The organism is Salipiger marinus, assembly GCF_900100085.1.
GTDB classification, from domain to species: Bacteria; Pseudomonadota; Alphaproteobacteria; order Rhodobacterales; family Rhodobacteraceae; genus Salipiger; species Salipiger marinus.
In genome coordinates, this window is record NZ_FNEJ01000001.1 from 325,390 (window position 1) to 346,219 (window position 20,830).

The following is a 20,830-nucleotide window of genomic DNA, read 5'->3' on the forward strand; positions in this document are numbered from 1 at the left end:
CCTGCGGGCCGGTTCACCCCGGGATATTTGGGGTCAGAAGAAGCCTCAGACCGTCTTGCCAGCCGAGAGGCGGTCCAGAAAGGCCTCGGCCTCGGCCAGCACGGTGTCGCGATGCGGCGCCTTCATCCGGTCCCATGTGCGATACATGTTGGCCATGCGCGGGTTGCGTTCGAACCGCGCGCGGTGCCGGGTCAGGAAATGCCAGTAGAGCAGGTTGAACGGGCAGGCCTCGGGGCCGGTCTTGTCCTTCACCTTGTAGGCGCAGGGGCGGCAGTAATCCGACATCCGGTCGATATAGGCCCCCGAGGACACATAGGGTTTTGACGCGAGGATGCCGCCATCGGCAAACTGGCTCATCCCCACGGTGTTCGGCGCCTCCACCCATTCGAAGGCATCGGCATAGACCGACAGATACCATTCGTGCAGCTCTGCCGGGTCGATGCCCGCGATCAGGCCAAAATTGCCGGTGACCATCAGCCGCTGGATGTGATGGGCATAGGCCTCGTCGCGGGTCTGTTCCACCGCGCGCGACAGGCAGCGCATCTTGGTCTCTGCCCCCCAGTAGAGCGGCGGCAGCTTGCGCTGGTGGTTCAGCGCATTGCGGCGGGGATAGTCCGGCCCTTCGAGGAAATAGATGCCGCGCACATATTCGCGCCAGCCGATGATCTGGCGGATGAAGCCTTCGACCGAATTGAGCGGCGCCTCGCCCCGGCGATAGGCCGCCTCGGCGGCGCGGCAGACCTCCAGCGGCGACAGCAGCCCGATATTGAGATAGGGCGAGATCAGCGCGTGGTTCAGGAAGGGCTCGCCATCCAGCATCGCATCCTGATAGGCGCCGAATTCCGGCAGGCCATAACGGATGAACTGCGCCAGCGCGCGCCGGGCCTGCGCCTGATCCGTGGCGAAATGGAACGGGCGCAGCGTGCCGAAATTCCCTGCAAAGCGCGCCTCGACCAGATCCAGCACCTCTGACACCGTGGCGTCGGGGGTGAATTTCATCGGGCCGGAATGGCCGATGCCCCCGGGCGGCGGCTTGCGGTTTTCGGAATCGTAATTCCATGTGCCGCCTTCGGGCTGGTCGCCATCCATCAGCAGCCCGGTGCGGCGGCGCATGTCGCGGTAGAACCATTCCATGCGCAGGCTCTTGCGGTCCTTCGCCCAGTCCTGAAACTGCGCGTGAGAGCACAGAAAGCGGTCATCCTCGCGCAGGGTCACGTCCAGCGGCAGATCGCGCAGCGCCTCGATCAGCCGCCATTCGCCGGGTTCGGTGGCCAGCACGCGGCTGATCCCGGTTTCTTCGGCCCGGCGCAGCAGTTCGCCGGGGATGGAGCCCGCGTTTTCGGTATCGTCCAGCTGCGTGTAGCGCACCGTCCAGCCCTGATCGCGCAGGCGGGCGGCGAATTTGCGCATGGCGGCCAGCACCAGCGCGATCTTCTTGGGGTGATGCGGCGCATAGCCCGTCTCTGCCGCCACCTCGGCCATCACCACCACGTCCCGGTCGGGATCGGCCTCGCGCAGCGCCGCCAGATCCTCGCTCAGCTGGTCGCCAAGGACAAGCACAAGGCGGCTCACCACGGCACGGCCTTGCCCTGCCAGTCAAAAAACTGCCCGGTCTGGGCCGGGGTCAGCCCGTCGATCACCCGCAGCAGGTTCTGCGCCGCCTCCGCCGGGGGCACGGCGGGATGGCGGCCCAGATAGGCTTCGGTAAAGGGCGTGGCGACGGTGCCCGGATGCAGCGCCACGCAGGCCAGCTGCCGATGGCTGCGCGCCAGTTCCACCGAGGCCGTGCGCAGCATCTGGTTCAGCGCGGCCTTGGCGCTGCGATAGGAATACCAGCCGCCCAGCGCGTTATCCCCGATCGACCCCACCCGCGCCGACAGCGCGGCAAAGGTGGCGGGCCGGTCGCGGGGCAAGAGCCGCAGCCCGTGTTTCAGCACCAGCATCGGCCCCAGCGTATTGAGCGCGGCCTGCGCCAGATAGGCCTGCGGATCCAGCGCCTTCAGCGTCTTTTCCGGGGCGGCGCCACCGATCTCCAGCGCGCCGGTGGCGACAAGGATCAGGTCGAACGGCCCCTCCAGCGCTTCCAGATGCTGCGACACCGAGGCCTCGTCGGTCACGTCCAGCCCGTGCTCGCGCCGCGACAGCGCGGTGGTGGCCACGCCGCGCCCCTTCAGGCCCGCAACTAGCGCGGCGCCGATGCCGCCGCTTGATCCGATGACAAGTGCATTTTCCATGGCGCGAAGCTAGCAGCGGCGGGCGCGCAATCAAGCGCGCTCAGCCCAGCTCCAGCGTGGCGACGGCATGCAGGCCGGATCCGGTCAGGGGTGCCGCGCCGCGATACATGCGCGTGGTGGAAAACACCTGCCGCAGCCCCAGATCGGCGCAGAGCGCGGCCAGATCCCGCGCATCATCCGGCACGTCGATCATCACCTGCGCGCCACCGCTCTGCTCCGCGCAGGCGGCCAGCAGCGCGCGGGCAACCTCGGTGGAGGGCGCGACCAGCGGCCCCACCTTGAACCCGTCGCGGCAGGCGCGCAGCGTCACAAGCCCGTCGATCACCCCGCCATCGTGATGCACCAGCGTGTGCCGGCTGTGGGTGTCGCTGAACCACTGCTGGTCGAAGGCGGTCTTGAAATAGCCGCAGGCCTTGGCTTCCAGCGCGCTGAGCGTGGCGCGATCCTCCAGCCGGGCGGGGCTGATGCCCGTCGCCTCGCCCGCAGGCAGCGGGCCCGCCAGCCGCACGGTGCGCCCCGCCGGGGCAAAGCCCGAGCGGGCATAGTTCTGCTGCTGCGCGGGCACGCCATCCAGCGCCACACTGCGCGATCCGGCATGGCCCAGCGCGTGCTGCCACAGGGCATGGCCAAAGCCGCGCCCGCGATAGCTGCGTTCGCAGATATAAAGCCCCAGAAAGGCCATCGCCTGATCGTGGTTCACCACGCAGATCGCGGCGACCATCTGGCCCTGATCCTCCATCGCGAAAAACCCCTGCGGATCGGCCTGCCAGAAGGCTTCGGCATCGTCGAGCCCGGGATTCCAGCCCTCTGCCGCCGCCCAGTCCAGCGCGGTGTCCAGCTCGGTTCGGGTCATCTGACGCGGGATCATCCGTTCAGCGCCTCGCGCAGGGATTGCGGCGGCGGCGGGGTCTCTCGCAGATCCAGCAGCGACAGCAGGTCCAGCAGATGGCCCTTCATCAAGTCTTCGGCCAGCGGGCCGTCGCCGCGGGCCAGCGCCCCCAGCAGGGCTTCGTGGGCATGGGTTTCACACATGGCATTCGGTCTCCGCCAATAAAGCGCGATCACCAGCGAACTGCGCGAGATCAGCTGCGCGATGAACCCGGCGATGGTAGCCTGATCGGCGATGCGGGCAATCTCCAGATGGAACTGCCCCGACAGGCGCAGCGCCGTGCCGTAATCCCCGCGATGCAGGGCCGCGTGTTCCTCGTCATTATGGCGGCGCAGCAGCGTCACGTCGGCGGGGGTGACCCGTTCGGCAGCGGACCGTGCGGTGCGCGGCTCCAGCAGGGCGCGGGCCTCGAACACCTCACGGGCCTCGCGGATCGACGGTTCGGCGACAAAGGCGCCGCGATTGGGTTCGATGCTGACCAGCTGGTCATGCGCCAGCATCTGCAGGGCGGACCGCACGATGGTGCGGCTGACCCCGAAGATCTCGCCCACCTCGTCCTCGTTCAGCTTCAGCCCCGGCGCCAGCCGGTGTTCGTGAATGGCCAGCGTCAGGGAGTCGGCCACTGACCGCGCGCGCGGCGCCCTGCTGCGTCGGTCCTGTCCCGGTTCTGCCATGACACCCATGCCCTGCTCCTTTGGCGGCAGTCTTTTCGCAGGGGCGGCAGAATCACAAGAGGTGGCAGGTTGGATGTGATGCGCCGCATGATCGTATACAATCAGAAGTCAAAAAGCGCACATTCCGCGTCCGGATCGGTCAAATATTAGGCGCTGCACGGAGCGGAGACAGGCCAGACACAGGCGGCGCTTTGCGGGCGCCAGAAAGCCTCCGCATGATCGGGACAGCAACGCAGGGGGTGTCATGCGCAAGGGACTGGATCTGGAGCTGGTGGGCCTGACCAAACGCTATGGCGACACGGTCGCGGTCCATGCCATCCACCACCATTTCAAGCCGGGCGTCTATGCCTGCCTGCTGGGTCCGTCGGGCTGCGGCAAATCCTCGACGCTGCGGATGATCGCGGGGCACGAGACGGTCAGCGACGGGTCGATCCTGCTGGGCGGCGCCGATATCAGCCACCTGCCCCCGGCCAAGCGCGGCACGGCGATGATGTTCCAGAGCTACGCGCTGTTCCCGCATCTGAGCGTGGCCGACAATGTCGCCTTCAGCCTCAAGATGAAAGGCGTGGACGCTGCCGCCCGCCGCACCCGCGCGATGGACATGCTGGCGCTGGTCGACATGACCAAATACGCCGAACGCCTGCCCGCGCAGCTGTCGGGCGGACAGCAGCAGCGCGTGGCGCTGGCCCGCGCCCTGATCACCGAACCGCAGATCCTGCTGCTGGACGAACCGCTTTCGGCGCTGGATCCGTTCCTGCGCGTGCGGATGCGCGGCGAGCTGAAGCGGCTGCAGCGCGAACTGGGCATCACCTTCCTGCATGTGACCCATGGTCAGGACGAGGCGCTGGCGCTGGCCGACGAGATCGTGGTGATGAACAACGCGGTCATTGAACAGGCGGGCGCCGCGCGCGACGTGTTCAATGCGCCGCGCACCGAATTTGTCGCGCGGTTCATGGGCGGGCATAACGTGATCGCGCTGCCGCAGGGCCATTTCGCGCTGCGCAACGATCTGACCCGGCTGGCCCCGGAACCCGGCGCCAGACTGGGCGGGCGCGTCACCTCGGTGGAGTTTCAGGGCACCCATGTCGCGGTCACGGTGATCGCCACCGGCGATCAGGACATCACCGCCTTCGTGCCGGAACACCAGTTCTACGCCGATCCGAAATCCCCCGGCGACGGGGTGGGCCTTGTCTGGGACGACGAGGCGCTGCACCCGCTCTCTGCCTGAGCGGGCCATAATCTAAAAAACAGACCGACATCAGGGAGATGACCATGACCACCACGAAACTCAGCCGCCGCGGCCTGCTGAAAGGCGCCGCCGCCGCCACCGCCGCCAGCACCTTCCCGGCGCCGATGCTGTGGGCGCAGAACATCAAGGACGTGACCCTGCGCCAGTTCGGCACCGGCGTGTCCAACCTCAACGAGGTGGGCCAGAAGGTGAAAGAGGAACTGGGCTTCACGCTGGAGATGACCGCGCTTGATTCGGACGCGGTGACCCAGCGCGCCGCCACCCAGCCCGGCAGCTTCGACATCGCCGACATCGAATACTGGATCTGCAAGAAGGTCTGGCCGACCGGCAACCTGCAGGCGATGGATACCAGCAAGATCAAGAATTACGACAAGATCGTCGGCATCTTCCGCGATGGCAAGCTCAACCCCGACTCCACCATCGCGCAGGGCACCGCCCCGCATACGGTGGGCTTCACCTCCGGTCCCGGCGGCACCGATTTCGTGCAGGAGGAATCCGGCTGGATGACCCTGATCCCCACGATCTACAACGCCGACACGCTGGGCATCCGCCCCGACCTGATCGGGCGCCCGATCGAAAGCTGGGCCGAACTGCTGAACCCGGAATTCAAGGGCAAGGCCTCGATCCTCGACATTTCCTCCATCGGCATCATGGATGCGGCCATGGTCTGCGAAGCGATGGGCGAAATCGCCTATGGCGACAAGGGCAACATGACCCGCGACGAGATCGACCGCACCATGGCGATCATGACAGAGGCCAAGAAAGCAGGGCAGTTCCGCGCCTTCTGGAAAACCTTCGACGAGTCGGTGAACCTGATGGCCTCCGGCGAGGTGGTGATCCAGTCCATGTGGTCCCCCGCCATCACCGCCGTGAAATCGCGCGGCATCGACTGCGTGTATCAGCCGCTGAAGGAAGGCTATCGCAGCTGGGGCGGCGGGATCGGCCTGTCCAAGAACCTGTCCGGGCTCGAACTGGATGCGGCCTATGAATACATCAACTGGTATCTCGACGGCTGGGTCGGCGGCTTCCTGATGCGGCAGGGCTATTATTCCGCCGTGCCGGAAACCTCCAAGGCCTACATGTCGGAAAACGAATGGGGCTACTGGTTCGAGGGCAAGGAAGCCACCGAAGTCATCACCAACCCCTTCGGCGACGCCATGGCCCAGCCCGGCGAGGTGCGCGACGGCGGATCCTTCCAGGACCGCATGGGCGCCGTGGCCTGCTGGAACGCCGTGATGGACGAAAACCAGTACATGGTCCGCAAGTGGAACGAATTCGTCGCGGCCTGACCGATACACCTTGGTCCTGACGAACCCGCCGCATCCCGGTTTGTGCCCGGGATGCGGCCCCTGATCCGCGCGCCCCGGCGCGCCGCCGCCCCGGAGGTTCCATGCGCGCAGGCAACATGTCCCGACATCTGACCGGCTGGCTGCTGGCCTCGCCGCTGTCGCTGGTGCTGATCCTGTTTCTGGTGCTGCCCATCGCCATGATCGTGGTGGTCAGCTTCTGGAAGGCCACGGAATTTTCCATCATCCCCGCGTTTTCGATGGAAAATTACGACTTCCTGTTCGGCTCTCCGGTCACCTACCGGGTGTTCGGCACCACCATCAAATACGCGCTGATCGTCTGGGTCTTCACGCTGGGCATCGGCTTTGCCGTGGCCTATTTCCTTGCCTTCCACGTGCGCAGCCAGACATGGCAGATCGCGCTGTTCCTGCTGTGCACCATCCCGTTCTGGACCTCGAACATCATCCGCATGATCTCGTGGATCCCGTTTCTGGGCCGCAACGGGCTCGCCAATTCGGCGCTGATCTCCATGGGCGTGACGGAGGAACCGCTGGACTGGCTGCTTTACTCCGATTTCTCGGTGATCCTTGCCTTCGTGCATCTTTACACGCTGTTCATGGTGGTCCCGATCTTCAACACCATGATGCGCATCGACAAATCGCTGATCGAGGCGGCCTATGACGCAGGCGCCACCGGGTTTCAGACCCTGACCAATGTCATCATCCCGCTCTGCAAGCCGGGCATCATGATCGGCACCATCTTTGTCATCACGCTGGTGATGGGCGATTTTGTCACCGTGCGCTTCATGTCGGGCAGCCAGTCCGCCAATGTCGGACGGCTCATCCAGAACGACATCGCCCTACTGCAATATCCCTCGGCCTCGGCCACGGCGGTGGTGCTGCTTGTCACCGTGCTGATGGTCATCGGCATCCTGCTGCGCTTCGTCGACATCCGGAAGGAGCTTTGATCCATGGAACCCCGCTCGCGTTCGTTCTATGTGCTGGCCGGCTTTTTCGGGCTGTTCCTGCTGTTCCTCTATGGCCCCACCTTCACCATCGCGATCCTCAGCTTTCAGGGGCCGCAGGGCGGGCTGACCTTTCCGATGCGCGGCACCTCGCTGCACTGGTTCCGCGACCTTTTCGAACAGCAGGCGGTGGGGGACATCTGGGGCAGCTTCCGCCGCAGCCTTGCGCTGGGGCTGATGGTCATGGTCACCACGGTGGTGGTGTCGGTCATGGGCGGGCTCGCCTTCCGCAAACGCTTCGCCGGCAATGCGGTGCTGTTCTATCTGGTCATCACCGCGCTGGTGATCCCGTCGATCCTGATCTCGCTGGGGGTCGGGCTGATCTTCAGCCAGCTGGGCCTGCCGATCCACTGGGCCAGTTCCGGCTTCGGGTCGCAGCTGACATGGACGCTGCCCTTTGGCCTGCTCATCATGTTCGCCGTCTTCAACCGTTTCGACAAAAGCTATGAAGAAGCCGCGCGCGATCAGGGCGCCAGCAACTGGCAGACGATCCGCCACGTGATCCTGCCGATCATCGCGCCCTCGCTGATCGGGGTGGCGCTGTTCGGCTTCACGCTCAGCTATGACGAATTCGCCCGCACGCTGCTGACGGCGGGCAGCTACAACACCCTGCCGCTGGAGATCTACGGCATGACCACCAACGTCACCACGCCGGTGATCTTTGCGCTTGGCACCCTGACCACGGCGTTTTCGCTGGTCATCATCGCGGTGTTCCTGCTGACGGTCTGGGGCCTGAACCGCCGCCGCGCCCGGCAGGGATCCGACGCGGGCAAGGGCATGGTCTGAACATGGCGCATCTCATCATCAACCCCAACAGCACCCGGTCCATGACCGAGGCGATGCTGGCCGTGGCGCAGGCCACCGCCCCCGAGGCCGGGTTTCAGGGCTGGACCTCGACCGGGGCGCCCCCCGCCATTCAGGGCCGCGAGGATGGCGAGGCCGCCACGGCGCCGCTGCTGGCGCTGGTGGACCGCGCCAATGCCGAAGGCATGCAGGGCATCGTCATCGGCTGTTTCGACGATACCGCGCTGGAGCAGGCAGTGGCGCGCTCGGCGGTGCCGGTGCTGGGCATCTGTCAGGCCGCCTGCCATATGGCCGCCCTGCGCGGCTGGCGGTTTTCCGTGGTGACGACGCTGGCCGTGTCGGTGCCCATCCTTGAAGAGAACATCGCGCGCTACGGCTTTGCGCCGCTGCTGGGCCGGGTCCGCGCCTCGGACGTGCCGGTGCTGGCGCTGGAAGATGACCCCGACGCCGCCGGGGCGCGCATCGCCGCCGAACTGGACCGCGCCCGGGCCGAGGACGGGATCGATGCGGTGATCCTTGGCTGCGCGGGCATGGCCAAGCTGACCGCCGACCTGCGCCGCCGCTTCGCGCTGCCCATCCTCGACGGGGTGGAATCCGCCGCCCGGCTGCTGCCCGCGCTCTAGCCCGTCAGCGCAGCGGCACCAGTGGCGGGCCTTCGGGATCCTCCTGCGGGGTGTCGAAATAGTCGGGAAAGCGCTGCACCAGCGCGGGCAGCACGGCGACCAGATCGCGCAGATGACCCCGCATCGCGGCCTCGGCCCCGAACACGTCGCGCATGGCGATCCGGTCGACGATGGCGCTGTGCTGTTCGATCAGCGGCTGCGGCGACAGCGGCTCCGGCGACAGGTGCCGCACCCGGTCCATGCGCAGCTTCAGCCCCTCCAGATCGCGCCAGATCGGCCCCATCCCCGCCGCTTCGGCCAGCGTGCGGTGAAAGCGTTCGTCCAGATGCACCATGCTGCGCGGATCGCGCCCGCAGACCAGTTTCTGCCGCACGATCTGTTCGCGCAATTCGGTGATCAGCGCAAAATCCGCGCGCTCCGCCACTGCCTTGACGATATCGGCCTCGATGGCTTCGCGCAGGAACCGCGCCCCCACCACGCCCGACATGCAGATCCGCCCCACCTTCGGGCTGCCATCGGGGCAAAGATCAACCAGCCCTTCGCCCGCAAGCCGCAGGATCGCCTCGCGCAGCGCGGGTTGCGGCACCGCAAGCCGCAGCGCCAGCCGCTGTTCCGCCAGCGGCTGGCCCGGATAGACCGCGTTGCGCGTGATCAGCGCCCGCAGATAGGCATAGATCTGAGGCGCAAGCGGCGCCGTCGGGTCGAAGGTGGCTCTGGCAAGATTGTCCATGGCTGACACCCGAAAACGAACTGACCCTTTCTAGCCGAAACTGAAAAGAAAGATACGGTTTCAGATCAAGGTCGGATCACCAGACACTAAAATTCAGGCCGATCCCGGGCCCCGAAGGCCAGACATCCCCGGGCCGCCGCCCACATCATCGGGGGCCACCGCCACCGATTTGACCACCGCGTGACAGACCTGCCCGGGCTCCAGCCCCATCGCCTGCGCCGAGCGGCGGGTGATCCGCGCCAGCACCCGCCCCGCCGCAGTGTCCAGCGACACCAGCGCCCCGGGTCCGTCGCCGCTGCGGATGTCCTGAATCGTGCCGGGCAGGATGTTCAGCGCCGACAGGCCCACCGGTGCCTCCCGCGACAGGATGACGTCATGCGCGGCGATGCGCAGCCGCATGGCGGTGCCGGGGGCCGCGTCCAGCCGGGGCACCACCAGCGTCAGCCCGCCCGCACCCAGTTCGGTCAGCCCGTCCTCGGCATGGCGCAGCACCACCGCCTCCAGCACCGCCCCCGCCGCCCGCGCGCCCAAGGGCGTGACGGCGGGATCGGCCAGCACCTCGGCGGCGGGGCCCGCGCGGGTGACCCGCCCCGCCTCCAGCGCCACGACCGTGGTGGCAAGCCGCGCCACCTCGGCGGCGGAATGGCTGACGAACAGGATGGGGATCGCGACCTCGTCACGCAGACGTTCGAAATAGGGCAGGATCTCGGCCTTGCGCGCCTCGTCCAGCGCCGCCAGCGGTTCATCCGCCAGCAGCAGGCGCGGGGCCGCCAGCAGCGCGCGCCCGATGGCCACCCGCTGCTTTTCCCCGCCCGACAGCGCACCGGGCCGCCGGTCCAGCAGCGCGCCGATGCCCAGCAGATCGACCACGCGGCCAAATTCGGCGCGCGGGGCGTCGCGCGGGGCGAACCAGCGGCCATACATCAGGTTCTGCCGCACGTTGAGATGCGGAAAAAGCCGCCCCTCCTGAAAGATGTAGCCCAGCCTGCGCTTGTGCGGCGGCAGCCAGCGCCGCGCGCCGGTGTCGAACAGCTCCCACCCGTTGACGGCGACGCGACCCTGCTCGGGGCGCAGCAGCCCGGCCACGGCATTGACCAGCGTGGTCTTGCCGGACCCGGAGCGGCCAAACAGCACGGTGATGCCCGGCGGCGCCTCGAAGCTTGCGTCAAGCGTGAAGGCCGGAAAGGAATGTTTCACGTGAACCGACAGCGTCATTGCCCGGCCACCCGCCGCGCCACGCGCCGCCCCACCCATTCCGACAGCAGCAGCGCCGCCATCGCCACCGCCACCGCCACCAGCACCAGCCGGAACGCGGCGGCATCGCCCCCCGGCACCTGCAGAAAGGCATAGATGGCCGAAGGCAGCGTCCGGGTCTGGCCGGGGATGTTGGAAACAAAGGTGATGGTGGCGCCAAATTCCCCCATCGCCTTGGCAAAGCCCAGAATGCCGCCCGCGACGATGCCGGGCAGGATCAGCGGCAGCGTCACCGTCAGGAACACCATCAGCCGCGAGGCGCCCAGCGTGCCCGCCGCCTGTTCCAGCTTGGGATCCACCGCCTCGATCGACAGGCGGATGGCGCGGACCAGCAGCGGAAAGGCCATGATCCCCGCCGCCAGCGCCGCCCCGGTCCAGCGGAAGGCCAGCACGATGCCCCAGTCCTGCAGCACGGCGCCCACCGGCCCCTTCGTGCCGAAGGTCAGCAGCAGCAGATAGCCGGTCACCACCGGCGGCAGGATCAGCGGCAGATGCACCAGCCCGTTCAGCAGAGCGTGCCCCGGAAAGCGCCAGCGCGCCAGCGCATAGGCCACGAACACCGCCAGCGGCAGCCCCAGCAGCGTGGCCCAGAGCGATACGCGCAGGGACAGCAGCAGCGCCTGTGTTTCCTCGGGGCCGAGCCAGTCCATGCGTCAGTCGGCCAGTACGGTGAAACCCTGCGCCTCGAAGGCGGCGCGGGCCTCGGCCCCCTGCAGATAGGTCAGGAAATCCTCCTCGGCGGCGCTGTCGCGGTTGGCCAGATCGGCAACGGGATAGAGGATCGGCGGGTGGCTGTCGGCGGGAAAGCGGCCCGCCACGGTCACGCGGTCCTCTGCCCCGGCATCGGTGGCATAGACGATGCCAAACGGCGCCTCGCCGGTGGCGACCAGCGCCAGCGCGGCCCGGACATTGTCCGACTGCGCGACCGAAGGCGCCACTTCCTGCCAGAGGCCCAGATGCTCCAGCGCTGCCTTGCCGTAGATGCCCGCAGGCACCGAATCGACCAGAGCCATGGCCAGCCGCCCGTCGCCCAGCAGGGCGGGCAGATCCAGATCCGGCCCGATCGTGACCGGCGCCGCATCCGTGCCATGCGCCACCAGCACAAGGCTGTTGCCCAGCAGATCGCGGCGCGAGCCGTCTTCCAGCAGCCCCTCCGCCTCCAGCAGGTCCATCCAGTCGGGATTGGCAGAGATGAAGATGTCGGCGGGGGCCCCCTGCTGGATCTGCTTGGCCAGCGCCGAGGATCCGGCCAGCGACACCACCACGCTGTGACCGGACTGCGCCTGATAGCTGGCCACGATGTCATCCATGGCGTTTTTCAGGCTGGCGGCGGCAAAGACGGTGACCTGTTCGGCATGGGCCAGCCCCGGCAGCAGCAGCGCAAGCGCGGGCAGCAGGACATGACGGACGGGCATGCGGATTCCTCTCCCTGGCGACAGGTATGGCAAAACATATCGCAATCGCGCCCCGACACGGCAAGCGTTATTTCCCATCGGCCACATCGCGCAGCAGGGAGCGCAGCAGCCCGATCCGTGCCGCCCCGGCTTCGGTCGCGATCTCCTCGATCTTGCGATACTGCTCCAGCACCAGTTCGCCGGTTTCCGTCAGCCTTGCGCCGCCGCCCTTGGCGCCACCCCGGCTGCTGTCCACCAGCGGCTCGCGAAAGGCGCCGTTCATTTCTTCGACCAGCGACCACGCACGTTTGTAGCTCATGGACATGGCCCGCCCCGCCGCGGCGATGGATCCGGTCTGGCGGATCAGATCCAGCAGGTCGGCCTTGCCCGGCCCCAGCATCGCATCGGTGCCCAACAGGATCCGCAGGCGGATCCGGGGGGCGTCGCTGTCTTTTGGGGCCTCTTTCATGGATCCGGTTGTCCGCCATCCCGGCAGGTCTGACAAGATGGCGGCGCAAAAGCGGCGCCACAGGCATGGCAGGCATTGTCTTTCCGGGCGCGCTGACGAAAACTGCGCGCCAGAGGTCAGGCCGCCCGCAGAGCTGCGCCGACCGGGAACAGGGAGACGACACATGCTGAAACAGCTGCTTGCATCGGTGGCGCTTGCCGCCTGCGCCACCACCGCCATGGCCGAGGTCAAGGTCGGGCTTATCACCACGCTGTCGGGCGGCGGGGCCGGTCTGGGCATCGACACGCGCGACGGCTTCATGCTGGCGCTGGAACAGGCGGGCCGTGACGATGTCGAGGTGGTGATCGAGGATGACCAGCAGAAGCCCGATGTGGCGGTGCAGTTGGCCGACCGGCTGATCCAGTCCGAAAAGGTCGACGTGCTGACCGGCATCGTCTGGTCCAACCTTGCCATGGCGGTGGTGCCCGCCGCCACCGCGCAGGGGCTGTTCTACCTGTCCACCAATGCCGCCCCGGCGCAGCTGGCGGGCGCGGGCTGCAACCCCAACTATTTCTCGGTGTCCTACCAGAATGACAACCTGCACGAGGCGGCGGGCGCCTATGCCACCAAGGCCGGGTTTGCCAACAGCTTCATCCTTGCGCCCAACTATCCCGCGGGCAAGGATTCTCTGAACGGTTTCAAACGCTTCTACGAAGGCGAGCTGGCGGGCGAGATCTATACCGACCTTGGCCAGACCGATTACGCCGCAGAGATCGCGCAGATCCGGGCCAGCGGCGCCGACAGCGTGTTCTTCTTCCTGCCCGGCGGCATGGGGATTTCCTTCCTCAAGCAATATGCCGACAGCGGCGTGGATCTGCCCCTGATCGGCCCGGCCTTTTCCTTTGACCAGAACATCCTGCAGGCGGTGGGTGATGCCGCGCTGGGGGTGAAGAACACCTCGTCCTGGAGCAAGGATCTGGACAATGCCGCCAACGCGGCCTTTGTCACCGCCTATTCCGAGAAATATGGCCGCCTGCCTTCGCTCTATTCCGCGCAGGGCTATGACACCGCCAACCTGCTGCTTTCGGCCATGGACAAGGCGGAGGTCAGCGATGACGAGGCGTTCCGCGCCGCGCTGATGGAGGCCGATTTCGACTCCGTCCGGGGCAAGTTCAGCTTCAACGCCAGCCAGCACCCGGTGCAGGATCTGTATGTGCGCGAGGTGGTGCGCGAGGGCGACATCCTGACCAACCAGATCGTTGACACCGCGATCACCGACCGCGGCCATGCCTACGAGGCCGAGTGCAAGATGTAAGGGCAGGCGCGGCCCCAGCCGGGGCCGCCGCAGGACAGGACAAGTCATGACCCCGCTGCTGATTGTCGAACAGGTGCTGAACGGGCTGCAGTCCGGCATCATGCTGTTTCTGATGGCGGCGGGGCTGACGCTGATCTTTGGCGTCATGGGGCTCATCAACCTTGCCCATGGCTCGCTGTTCATGGTGGGCGCCTTTGCCGCTGCCGCCACCGCCGCCGCCACCGGATCCTTCCTGCTGGGGCTGGGGGCGGCGCTGGTCGCCGCCGCCTGCGCCGGGGCGCTGGTGGAACGGCTGGTGATCCGCCGTCTTTATGACCGCGACCATCTGGATCAGGTGCTGGCCACCTTCGCGCTGATCCTGATCTTTTCCGAAGGCACGCGGTGGATTTTTGGATCCTTCCCGCTTTACCTTGATATTCCGCCCGCGCTGTCGGGGCCGGTCACCCTGCCCGGCGGCATCCAGTATCCGCTCTACCGGCTGTTCCTGATCGGCGTGGGGCTGGTGCTGGCGGGGGCGCTGTTCTGGCTGATCGGGCGCACCCGGCTGGGCATCCGCATCCGCGCCGGTGAAAACGACCGGGAGATGATCGCGGCGCTGGGGGTCGACATCGCGCGGCTTTACACGCTGGTCTTTGCGCTTGGCGCCGCCCTTGCCGGGCTTGCGGGCGCGCTGGTGGGCGCCATCCAGTCGGTGCAGGTCGGCATGGGCGAGCCGGTGCTGATCCTTGCCTTCGTGGTCATCGTGATCGGTGGCATCGGGTCGATCACCGGCGCGCTGGTCGGTGCGCTGCTGGTCGGGCTGACCGACACGCTGGGCGGCATCTTCCTGCCCCGGCTGTTTGCGCTGGTCATGGATCCGGCGGCAGCGACCCAGACCGGCGCGGCGCTGTCGTCGATGGCCATCTACATGCTGATGGCGGCGGTGCTGGTCTGGCGGCCCACCGGCCTGTTCGGAGCCCGGACATGACGCGCGAGACCCTGCTCAACGCGCTGGTGCTGCTGGCGCTTGGCCTGCTGCCGGTCTGGGCCCATCTGTCGGACGAGCCTTTCACCATCACGCTGGCCACCCGCGCCGCCATCCTTGCGCTGGCCGCCGTGGGGCTGAACATCGCGCTGGGGCTGGGCGGGCTGGTCAGCCTAGGCCACGCGCTGTTTTTCGGCATCGGCGGCTATGCCATGGGCATCCTTGCCAGCCACGCGCAGGACTATACGCCGATCTATGACGGCGCCTTCACCGTGCCGGGGACCAAATCCATGCCGGTGATCTGGCTGGTGGCGGTCGCCGCCTCTGCCATGGCGGCGCTGCTGATCGGGCTGCTGGCGCTGCGCACGGCGGGGGTCTATTTCATCATGATCACGCTGGCCTTTGGCCAGATGGCGTTTTTCTTCGCCATTTCGTGGAACGCCTATGGCGGCGAGGACGGGCTGTCCATCTATGTGCGCAACAGCTTTCCGGGGCTGAACACGCTGGTGCCGATCCAGTTCTTCGGCCTGTGTTTCGGCCTGCTCTGCCTGATCCTGCTGGCCTCGCATCTGCTGGCGCGCAGCCCCTTCGGCCTTGCGCTGAACGCCGCGCGGCAGAGCCCGGACCGGGTGATGGCGGTGGGGCTGGACCCCAAGCGGCTGCAGCTTGTGGCCTTTGTGCTGTCCGGCGCGGTGACCGGGCTTGCGGGCGCGCTGTTTGCCGATCTCAACCGCTTTGTCAGCCCGACGATGTTCAGCTGGCAGACCAGCGGCGAGATCATGGTGTTCCTGATCCTTGGCGGCGTGGCGCGGCTGTGCGGGCCGGTGATCGGTGCGGCGGTGTTCGTGCTGCTGGAGCACTGGCTGGGCGGGCTGTCGGAATTCTGGCACATCTGGCTGGGGCTGCTGCTGCTGGCGGTGGTGCTGTTCGCGCGCGGCGGGCTGGTCGGGCTGATCGCGGGGCGGGCGCGCGCCCATGACTGAGCCGGTTCTGGAAACCCGCGGGCTGGTCAAGAGCTTCGGCGCCCTGCGCGCCACGGATGGCGTCACGCTGGATCTGCGCAGGGGCGAAATTCACGCGGTGATCGGCCCCAATGGCGCGGGGAAATCCACGCTCATCAAGCAGATCTGCGGCAATATCGCGCCCGATGCCGGGCAGGTGCGGCTGCTGGGGCGCGATGTCACGCAGTGGTCGACCATGGCGCGGGCGCGGGCGGGGCTGGCGCGCAGCTTCCAGATCTCGGCGCTGGCGATGGAAGACACCGTGCTGCAGAACGCGCTGCTGGGGGCGCTGGGGGCCAGCGGATCGCCCTACCGGTTCCTGCGGCCCGCGCTGGGGCGGCGCCATCTGCGCGACCGCGCCATGGCCGCGCTGGACCGGATGGGGCTGGCCGATCTGGCCGCGACCCGCGTCGCGACGCTCAGCCACGGGCAGCGGCGGCAGCTGGAAGTGGCGGTGGCCCTGACGCTGGCCCCGCGCGCCTTTCTGATGGACGAGCCGATGGCGGGGCTGGGCAGCGAAGGCTCGCTGGCCCTGACCCGCGTGCTGGACGGGCTGCGGGCCGAGGCGCCCATTCTGCTGGTCGAACATGACATGGACGCGGTGTTCGCGCTGGCCGACCGGATCAGCGTGCTGGTCTATGGCCGCATCATCGCCACCGGCACCGTCGCCGAGATCCGCGCCAACCCGGAGGTGCGCGAGGCCTATCTGGGAGAAGCGCCATGAGCTTGCTGGAGCTGCGCGACATCACCGCCTCCTACGGCGCGTCGCAGGCGCTGTTCGGCGTCACGCTGGCGCTGGAAGAGGGCGAGGTGCTGGCCCTGATGGGGCGTAACGGCATGGGCAAATCCACGACGCTGCGCTGTCTCTGCGGGCTGATGCCGTCGGGTGGGGTGCGGCGCTTTGCCGGGCAGGATCTGGCGCGGCTGCCCGCGCATCGCATCGCCCGGCTGGGGGTGGGGCTGGTGCCGGAGGGGCGCCGCTGTTTCCGCGACCTGAGCGTGACCGAAAACCTGCTTGCCGCCGCCCGTCCCGGCGCCTGGGATCAGGCGCGGGTGGAGCTGCTGTTTCCCCGGCTGGCGGAACGGCGCGGGCAGAAGGCCGCGACCCTGTCGGGGGGCGAACAGCAGATGCTGGCCATCGGGCGCGCGCTGATGACCAATCCGCGGCTTCTGGTGCTGGACGAGGCGACCGAAGGACTGGCGCCCTTGGTGCGGCAGGAAATCTGGGACGCGCTGCTGCTGCTGAAACGCGGCGCGGGCCTGTCGATCCTTGTGGTGGACAAGTCGCTGCGCGAAATGGCCGCCGTGGCCGACCGCGCCGTGATCCTTGAACGCGGCACATCCGTCTGGTCCGGAGCCTTTGCCGATCTGGGCCCCGCCGAGGCGGAGCGCTATCTGGGCGTCTGAGACCCGACGTCAGGACATAAAAAAGGGCGGCCCCAAGGGCCGCCCCGGTATCGCGATCCCGCCCGGTCAGGCCTGAAGCGGCTTGACCACCAGTTCGCCTTCCTCGCGGGCCTTCATGGCCAGCGCGGTGGCATGGGCGCCTGCGGCGGTCGTGTAATAGGGGATCTTGTCATAGAGCGCGACCGACCGGATTTCCCGGCTGTCCGCGACCGAGGCAGCGCCTTCGGTGGTGTTCAGCACCAGCTGCACGCCGCCATCCTTCATCAGATCCACCACGTTGGGGCGGCCTTCATAGACCTTCTTGACCCGTTCGCAGGGGATGTCGTTCTGCGACAGGAAAGCGGCGGTGCCCGCCGTCGCCACCAGATGGAACCCCATGCCGGACAGCAGCGAGGCCGCCTCCACCATCTGCGGGGTCTTGTCCTCGTCGCGGATGGAGATGAACACCGCGCCTTCGGTCGGCAGGATGTTGCCCGCGCCCATCTGCGCCTTGAGGAAGGCGCGCGGGAAGCTGCGGTCCCAGCCCATCACCTCGCCCGTGGAGCGCATTTCCGGCCCAAGGATGGTGTCGACACCGGGGAAACGGGCGAAGGGCAGCACCGCTTCCTTGACCGAGAACCACGGCATGTTCGGATCGGCCAGCGTCATCGGATCGGCCAGCGGCAGCACGCTGTCATAATCGGCGTTGTCGGGATAGGGCGCGCGCATCGGGAAGGCAGAGAGCTTTTCCCCCGCCATGATCCGCGCCGCAATAGAGGCAATGGCGCTGTCGGTGGCCTTGGCCACAAACGGCACGGTGCGGCTGGCGCGGGGGTTCACCTCGATCAGGTAAATCTCGTTGTCCTTGATGGCGAACTGCACGTTCATCAGGCCGACCACATGCAGCGCGCGGGCCAGCGCCTCGGTCTGGACCTTGATCTCGGCGATCAGCTCGTCGGACAGCGAATAGGGCGGCAGCGAACAGGCGCTGTCGCCGGAATGCACGCCCGCCTCTTCGATATGCTGCATGATGCCCGCGACATGCACCGCCTCGCCGTCGCAGATCGCGTCCACGTCCAGCTCGACCGCGCCCGACAGGTAGCTGTCCAGCAGCACCGGGCTGTCGCCCGACACCACCACCGCCTCGCGGATGTAGCGTTCCAGATGCGCCATGTCGCGCACGATTTCCATGGCGCGCCCGCCCAGCACATAGGAGGGACGGATCACCAGCGGGAAGCCGATGCTGTCGGCGATGGCCAGTGCCTGCGCGTCGGTGGAGGCGATGCCGTTTTTCGGCTGCTTGAGGCCCAGCTGGTTGACCAGCGCCTGAAACCGCTCGCGGTCTTCGGCAAGGTCGATGGCATCGGGCGTGGTGCCAAGGATCGGGATGCCCTCCGCCTCCAGCGCGTTGGCAAGCTTGAGCGGGGTCTGACCGCCGAACTGCACGATCACGCCATGCAGCGTGCCATTTTCCAGCTCGACCCGCAGGATCTCCATCACATGTTCAAAGGTCAGCGGTTCGAAATACAGCCGGTCCGAGGTGTCATAGTCAGTGGACACGGTTTCCGGGTTGCAGTTGACCATGATGGTTTCATAGCCCGCCGCGGTCAGCGCGAAACAGGCGTGGCAGCAGCAGTAATCGAATTCGATCCCCTGCCCGATCCGGTTCGGACCGCCGCCAAGGATGACGACCTTTTTCTTGTCCGAAGGCCGCGCCTCGCATTCCACCTCGCCCATCATGGGCATTTCATAGGTGGAATACATATAGGGCGTCTGCGCCTCGAATTCGGCGGCGCAGGTGTCGATCCGCTTGAAGCTGGCGACCACGCCCTGCGACAGGCGGCGCTTGCGCACGTCCTTTTCGGAAAAGCCGGTGAGCACGGCCAGACGGGCATCGGAGAAGCCCATCATCTTGAGCGCGCGCAGACCTTCGGCATTCTGCGGCAGGCCTTCGCGGCGCACCTGATCCTCGGCCTCGATGATTTCGCGGATCCGGGCAAGGAACCACGGGTCAAACATGGTCACGCCGTGGATGTCGTCATCCGACAGCCCGTGCCGCATCGCCTGCGCGATGGTGCGCAGCCGGTCGGGCGTCTGCTTGCTCAGCGCCTTGATGACGGCGGATTTTTCCGGCGCGCCGGGAATGGTGATCTCGTCAAAGCCGTTGAGCCCGGTTTCCAGCGAGCACAGCGCCTTCTGCAGCGATTCGTGGATGGTCCGGCCAATCGCCATCGCCTCGCCCACCGATTTCATCGCGGTGGTCAGATGCGGTTCGGATCCGGGGAACTTTTCAAAGGCAAAGCGCGGGATCTTGGTCACGACATAGTCGATGGTCGGCTCGAAGCTGGCAGGCGTCACCTTGGTGATGTCGTTGTCCAGCTCGTCCAGCGTGTAGCCCACGGCCAGCTTCGCCGCGATCTTGGCGATCGGAAAGCCGGTGGCCTTGGAGGCCAACGCCGAAGACCGCGATACGCGCGGGTTCATCTCGATCACGACCATGCGGCCATTTTCCGGATTCACCGCCCATTGCACGTTCGACCCGCCGGTTTCCACGCCGATCTCGCGCAGCACGGCGATGGAGCCGTTGCGCATGATCTGGTATTCCTTGTCGGTCAGGGTCAGCGCCGGGGCCACGGTGATGCTGTCGCCGGTATGCACGCCCATGGGATCGACGTTTTCGATGGCGCAGACGATGATGGCATTGTCCGCCTTGTCGCGGACCACCTCCATCTCGTATTCCTTCCAGCCCAGCAGGGATTCATCCACAAGGATCTGGTTCACCGGCGAGGCATCCATGCCCGACCGGCAGTAATGCACGTAATCCTCGCGGTTATAGGCGACGCCGCCACCGGTGCCGCCCAGCGTGAAGGCGGGGCGGATGATCGCCGGAAGGCCGATGCCTTCCAGCGCCTCCAGCGCGATGGCCACGCCCGCGTCCAGATCGGCCTTGCCGTTGGGCTTTTTCGGGGCGGTGACGATGGTCGCCTTGGGGTTTTCCAGCCCGATGCGGTCCATCGCCTCGCGGAACAGCTTGCGGTCTTCGGCCATCTCGATGGCCTCGCGCTTGGCGCCGATCATCTCGACCCCGTATTTCGCGAGCACGCCCATTTCCTCGAGCGCCAGCGAGGTGTTCAGGCCGGTCTGGCCGCCCATCGTGGGCAGCAGCGCGTCGGGCCGTTCCTTTTCGATGATCTTTGCCACGATTTCGGGCGTGATCGGCTCGATATAGGTGGCATCGGCCAGTTCCGGGTCGGTCATGATCGTGGCGGGGTTGGAATTCACCAGAATGACCCGGTAACCTTCCTCACGCAGGGCCTTGCAGGCCTGTGCGCCGGAATAGTCGAATTCGCAGGCCTGCCCGATCACGATGGGCCCCGCTCCGATAATCATGATGGATTTGATATCGGTTCTTTTGGGCATGGTCGGACCTCGTCTTGACGGTGTGGCGGTGCGGTTCAGGCACGGGGCATCCTGCGCGGGAGTCGCAGCTCCCCGCAAATTGTCGTGGGTTATAGACAGAAGCCCTGCCCGTGCAACCCCAATCCGACCGGGAT

Annotated in this window: 20 protein-coding genes; 10 read left to right on the forward strand and 10 right to left on the reverse strand. The window is 66.9% G+C overall.

Annotated elements, in window-relative coordinates:
• Positions 1-45 precede the first annotated feature (45 nt).
• From BLR51_RS01660 to BLR51_RS01675, 4 genes are read right to left on the reverse strand one after another with little or no spacing between them, the layout of a single operon-like run.
• Positions 46-1,572, reverse strand: a complete 1,527-nt coding sequence (locus BLR51_RS01660) for a cryptochrome/photolyase family protein (protein WP_089842989.1) — start codon at positions 1,570-1,572, stop codon at positions 46-48.
• Positions 1,569-2,234: an SDR family NAD(P)-dependent oxidoreductase gene (locus BLR51_RS01665; protein WP_089842780.1), complete on the reverse strand. Its 666-nt coding sequence runs from the start codon at positions 2,232-2,234 to the stop codon at positions 1,569-1,571. Before BLR51_RS01665 ends, BLR51_RS01660 begins: the two co-directional genes overlap by 4 nt.
• A 40-nt stretch (positions 2,235-2,274) precedes the next feature.
• Entirely contained in the window at positions 2,275-3,087 is an 813-nt protein-coding gene (locus tag BLR51_RS01670) for a GNAT family N-acetyltransferase (protein WP_242656615.1), read from the reverse strand.
• An 11-nt stretch (positions 3,088-3,098) separates the two neighbouring features.
• Positions 3,099-3,797: a GntR family transcriptional regulator gene (locus BLR51_RS01675; RefSeq protein ID WP_089842992.1), complete on the reverse strand. Its 699-nt coding sequence runs from the start codon at positions 3,795-3,797 to the stop codon at positions 3,099-3,101.
• Positions 3,798-4,041: 244 nt separating this feature from the next.
• On the opposite strand from BLR51_RS01675, the gene BLR51_RS01680 reads away from it, so the two are divergent.
• The 5 genes from BLR51_RS01680 (at position 4,042) to BLR51_RS01700 (ending at position 8,784) form a co-directional block, all read left to right on the forward strand.
• A complete protein-coding gene (locus BLR51_RS01680; RefSeq protein WP_089842785.1) occupies positions 4,042-5,025 on the forward strand; it encodes an ABC transporter ATP-binding protein in 984 nt (327 codons plus the stop codon).
• A 44-nt stretch (positions 5,026-5,069) separates the two neighbouring features.
• The gene (locus BLR51_RS01685; RefSeq protein WP_089842995.1) at positions 5,070-6,335 is read left to right on the forward strand and encodes an ABC transporter substrate-binding protein; all 1,266 of its coding nucleotides are present in this window, start codon (positions 5,070-5,072) and stop codon (positions 6,333-6,335) included.
• A 101-nt stretch (positions 6,336-6,436) separates the two neighbouring features.
• Positions 6,437-7,300, forward strand: coding sequence for an ABC transporter permease (locus tag BLR51_RS01690; protein ID WP_089842788.1), 864 nt, complete (start codon positions 6,437-6,439; stop codon positions 7,298-7,300).
• Positions 7,301-7,303: 3 nt separating this feature from the next.
• A complete protein-coding gene (locus BLR51_RS01695) occupies positions 7,304-8,143 on the forward strand; it encodes an ABC transporter permease (protein WP_089842791.1) in 840 nt (279 codons plus the stop codon).
• A gap of 2 nt (positions 8,144-8,145) precedes the next feature.
• Positions 8,146-8,784: an aspartate/glutamate racemase family protein gene (locus BLR51_RS01700; RefSeq protein ID WP_089842794.1), complete on the forward strand. Its 639-nt coding sequence runs from the start codon at positions 8,146-8,148 to the stop codon at positions 8,782-8,784.
• 4 nt (positions 8,785-8,788) lie between these two features.
• On the opposite strand, the gene BLR51_RS01705 is transcribed toward BLR51_RS01700, so the two are convergent.
• The 5 genes from BLR51_RS01705 to BLR51_RS01725 all read right to left on the reverse strand — a co-directional run bounded on the left by BLR51_RS01705 (position 8,789) and on the right by BLR51_RS01725 (position 12,631).
• The gene (locus BLR51_RS01705) at positions 8,789-9,514 is read right to left on the reverse strand and encodes a GntR family transcriptional regulator (protein ID WP_089842797.1); all 726 of its coding nucleotides are present in this window, start codon (positions 9,512-9,514) and stop codon (positions 8,789-8,791) included.
• Between the two features lie 93 nt (positions 9,515-9,607).
• A complete protein-coding gene (gene modC / locus BLR51_RS01710; protein WP_089842802.1) occupies positions 9,608-10,729 on the reverse strand; it encodes a molybdenum ABC transporter ATP-binding protein in 1,122 nt (373 codons plus the stop codon).
• Positions 10,726-11,418 (reverse strand): molybdate ABC transporter permease subunit, encoded by a 693-nt coding sequence (gene modB, locus BLR51_RS01715; RefSeq protein ID WP_089842805.1) that lies wholly within the window; start codon positions 11,416-11,418, stop codon positions 10,726-10,728. The genes modC and modB overlap by 4 nt, the downstream gene beginning before the upstream one ends.
• A gap of 3 nt (positions 11,419-11,421) precedes the next feature.
• On the reverse strand, positions 11,422-12,183 hold the full coding sequence (modA, locus tag BLR51_RS01720) for a molybdate ABC transporter substrate-binding protein (RefSeq protein ID WP_089842808.1): 762 nt from the start codon (positions 12,181-12,183) through the stop codon (positions 11,422-11,424).
• A gap of 67 nt (positions 12,184-12,250) precedes the next feature.
• A complete protein-coding gene (locus BLR51_RS01725; RefSeq protein ID WP_089842811.1) occupies positions 12,251-12,631 on the reverse strand; it encodes a winged helix-turn-helix domain-containing protein in 381 nt (126 codons plus the stop codon).
• 163 nt (positions 12,632-12,794) lie between these two features.
• On the opposite strand from BLR51_RS01725, the gene BLR51_RS01730 reads away from it, so the two are divergent.
• The 5 genes from BLR51_RS01730 to BLR51_RS01750 are packed head-to-tail and all read left to right on the forward strand — an operon-like array spanning position 12,795 to position 17,297.
• Positions 12,795-13,925, forward strand: coding sequence for an ABC transporter substrate-binding protein (locus BLR51_RS01730; RefSeq protein ID WP_089842814.1), 1,131 nt, complete (start codon positions 12,795-12,797; stop codon positions 13,923-13,925).
• A gap of 46 nt (positions 13,926-13,971) precedes the next feature.
• On the forward strand, positions 13,972-14,892 hold the full coding sequence (locus BLR51_RS01735) for a branched-chain amino acid ABC transporter permease (protein ID WP_089842817.1): 921 nt from the start codon (positions 13,972-13,974) through the stop codon (positions 14,890-14,892).
• Positions 14,889-15,872 (forward strand): branched-chain amino acid ABC transporter permease, encoded by a 984-nt coding sequence (locus tag BLR51_RS01740; RefSeq protein ID WP_089842820.1) that lies wholly within the window; start codon positions 14,889-14,891, stop codon positions 15,870-15,872. The genes BLR51_RS01735 and BLR51_RS01740 overlap by 4 nt, the downstream gene beginning before the upstream one ends.
• Complete coding sequence (locus BLR51_RS01745) at positions 15,865-16,614, forward strand: ABC transporter ATP-binding protein (protein WP_089842824.1); 750 nt, start codon at positions 15,865-15,867, stop codon at positions 16,612-16,614. Before BLR51_RS01740 ends, BLR51_RS01745 begins: the two co-directional genes overlap by 8 nt.
• Positions 16,611-17,297, forward strand: a complete 687-nt coding sequence (locus BLR51_RS01750) for an ABC transporter ATP-binding protein (RefSeq protein ID WP_089842827.1) — start codon at positions 16,611-16,613, stop codon at positions 17,295-17,297. Before BLR51_RS01745 ends, BLR51_RS01750 begins: the two co-directional genes overlap by 4 nt.
• 66 nt (positions 17,298-17,363) lie before the next feature.
• Here the strand turns inward: BLR51_RS01750 and carB are convergent, their stop codons facing one another.
• Positions 17,364-20,696 carry a carbamoyl-phosphate synthase large subunit gene (carB, locus tag BLR51_RS01755; protein ID WP_089842830.1) on the reverse strand — a complete coding sequence of 1,111 codons (3,333 nt, stop codon included), beginning with the start codon at positions 20,694-20,696 and terminating at the stop codon, positions 17,364-17,366.
• Positions 20,697-20,830 lie beyond the last annotated feature (134 nt).

Bases quoted from the DNA above. Each gene is read 5' to 3' on its own strand.
- BLR51_RS01665 (WP_089842780.1), bottom strand. From the start codon at position 2,234: ATGGAAAATGCACTTGTCATCGGATCAAGCGGCGGCATCGGCGCCGCG.
- BLR51_RS01670 (WP_242656615.1), bottom strand. From the start codon at position 3,087: ATGACCCGAACCGAGCTGGACACCGCGCTGGACTGGGCGGCGGCAGAG.
- BLR51_RS01675 (WP_089842992.1), bottom strand. From the start codon at position 3,797: ATGGCAGAACCGGGACAGGACCGACGCAGCAGGGCGCCGCGCGCGCGG.
- BLR51_RS01680 (WP_089842785.1), top strand. From the start codon at position 4,042: ATGCGCAAGGGACTGGATCTGGAGCTGGTGGGCCTGACCAAACGCTAT.
- BLR51_RS01685 (WP_089842995.1), top strand. From the start codon at position 5,070: ATGACCACCACGAAACTCAGCCGCCGCGGCCTGCTGAAAGGCGCCGCC.
- BLR51_RS01690 (WP_089842788.1), top strand. From the start codon at position 6,437: ATGCGCGCAGGCAACATGTCCCGACATCTGACCGGCTGGCTGCTGGCC.
- BLR51_RS01695 (WP_089842791.1), top strand. From the start codon at position 7,304: ATGGAACCCCGCTCGCGTTCGTTCTATGTGCTGGCCGGCTTTTTCGGG.
- BLR51_RS01700 (WP_089842794.1), top strand. From the start codon at position 8,146: ATGGCGCATCTCATCATCAACCCCAACAGCACCCGGTCCATGACCGAG.
- BLR51_RS01705 (WP_089842797.1), bottom strand. From the start codon at position 9,514: ATGGACAATCTTGCCAGAGCCACCTTCGACCCGACGGCGCCGCTTGCG.
- modC (WP_089842802.1), bottom strand. From the start codon at position 10,729: ATGACGCTGTCGGTTCACGTGAAACATTCCTTTCCGGCCTTCACGCTT.
- modB (WP_089842805.1), bottom strand. From the start codon at position 11,418: ATGGACTGGCTCGGCCCCGAGGAAACACAGGCGCTGCTGCTGTCCCTG.
- modA (WP_089842808.1), bottom strand. From the start codon at position 12,183: ATGCCCGTCCGTCATGTCCTGCTGCCCGCGCTTGCGCTGCTGCTGCCG.
- BLR51_RS01725 (WP_089842811.1), bottom strand. From the start codon at position 12,631: ATGAAAGAGGCCCCAAAAGACAGCGACGCCCCCCGGATCCGCCTGCGG.
- BLR51_RS01730 (WP_089842814.1), top strand. From the start codon at position 12,795: ATGCTGAAACAGCTGCTTGCATCGGTGGCGCTTGCCGCCTGCGCCACC.
- BLR51_RS01735 (WP_089842817.1), top strand. From the start codon at position 13,972: ATGACCCCGCTGCTGATTGTCGAACAGGTGCTGAACGGGCTGCAGTCC.
- BLR51_RS01740 (WP_089842820.1), top strand. From the start codon at position 14,889: ATGACGCGCGAGACCCTGCTCAACGCGCTGGTGCTGCTGGCGCTTGGC.
- BLR51_RS01745 (WP_089842824.1), top strand. From the start codon at position 15,865: ATGACTGAGCCGGTTCTGGAAACCCGCGGGCTGGTCAAGAGCTTCGGC.
- BLR51_RS01750 (WP_089842827.1), top strand. From the start codon at position 16,611: ATGAGCTTGCTGGAGCTGCGCGACATCACCGCCTCCTACGGCGCGTCG.
- carB (WP_089842830.1), bottom strand. From the start codon at position 20,696: ATGCCCAAAAGAACCGATATCAAATCCATCATGATTATCGGAGCGGGG.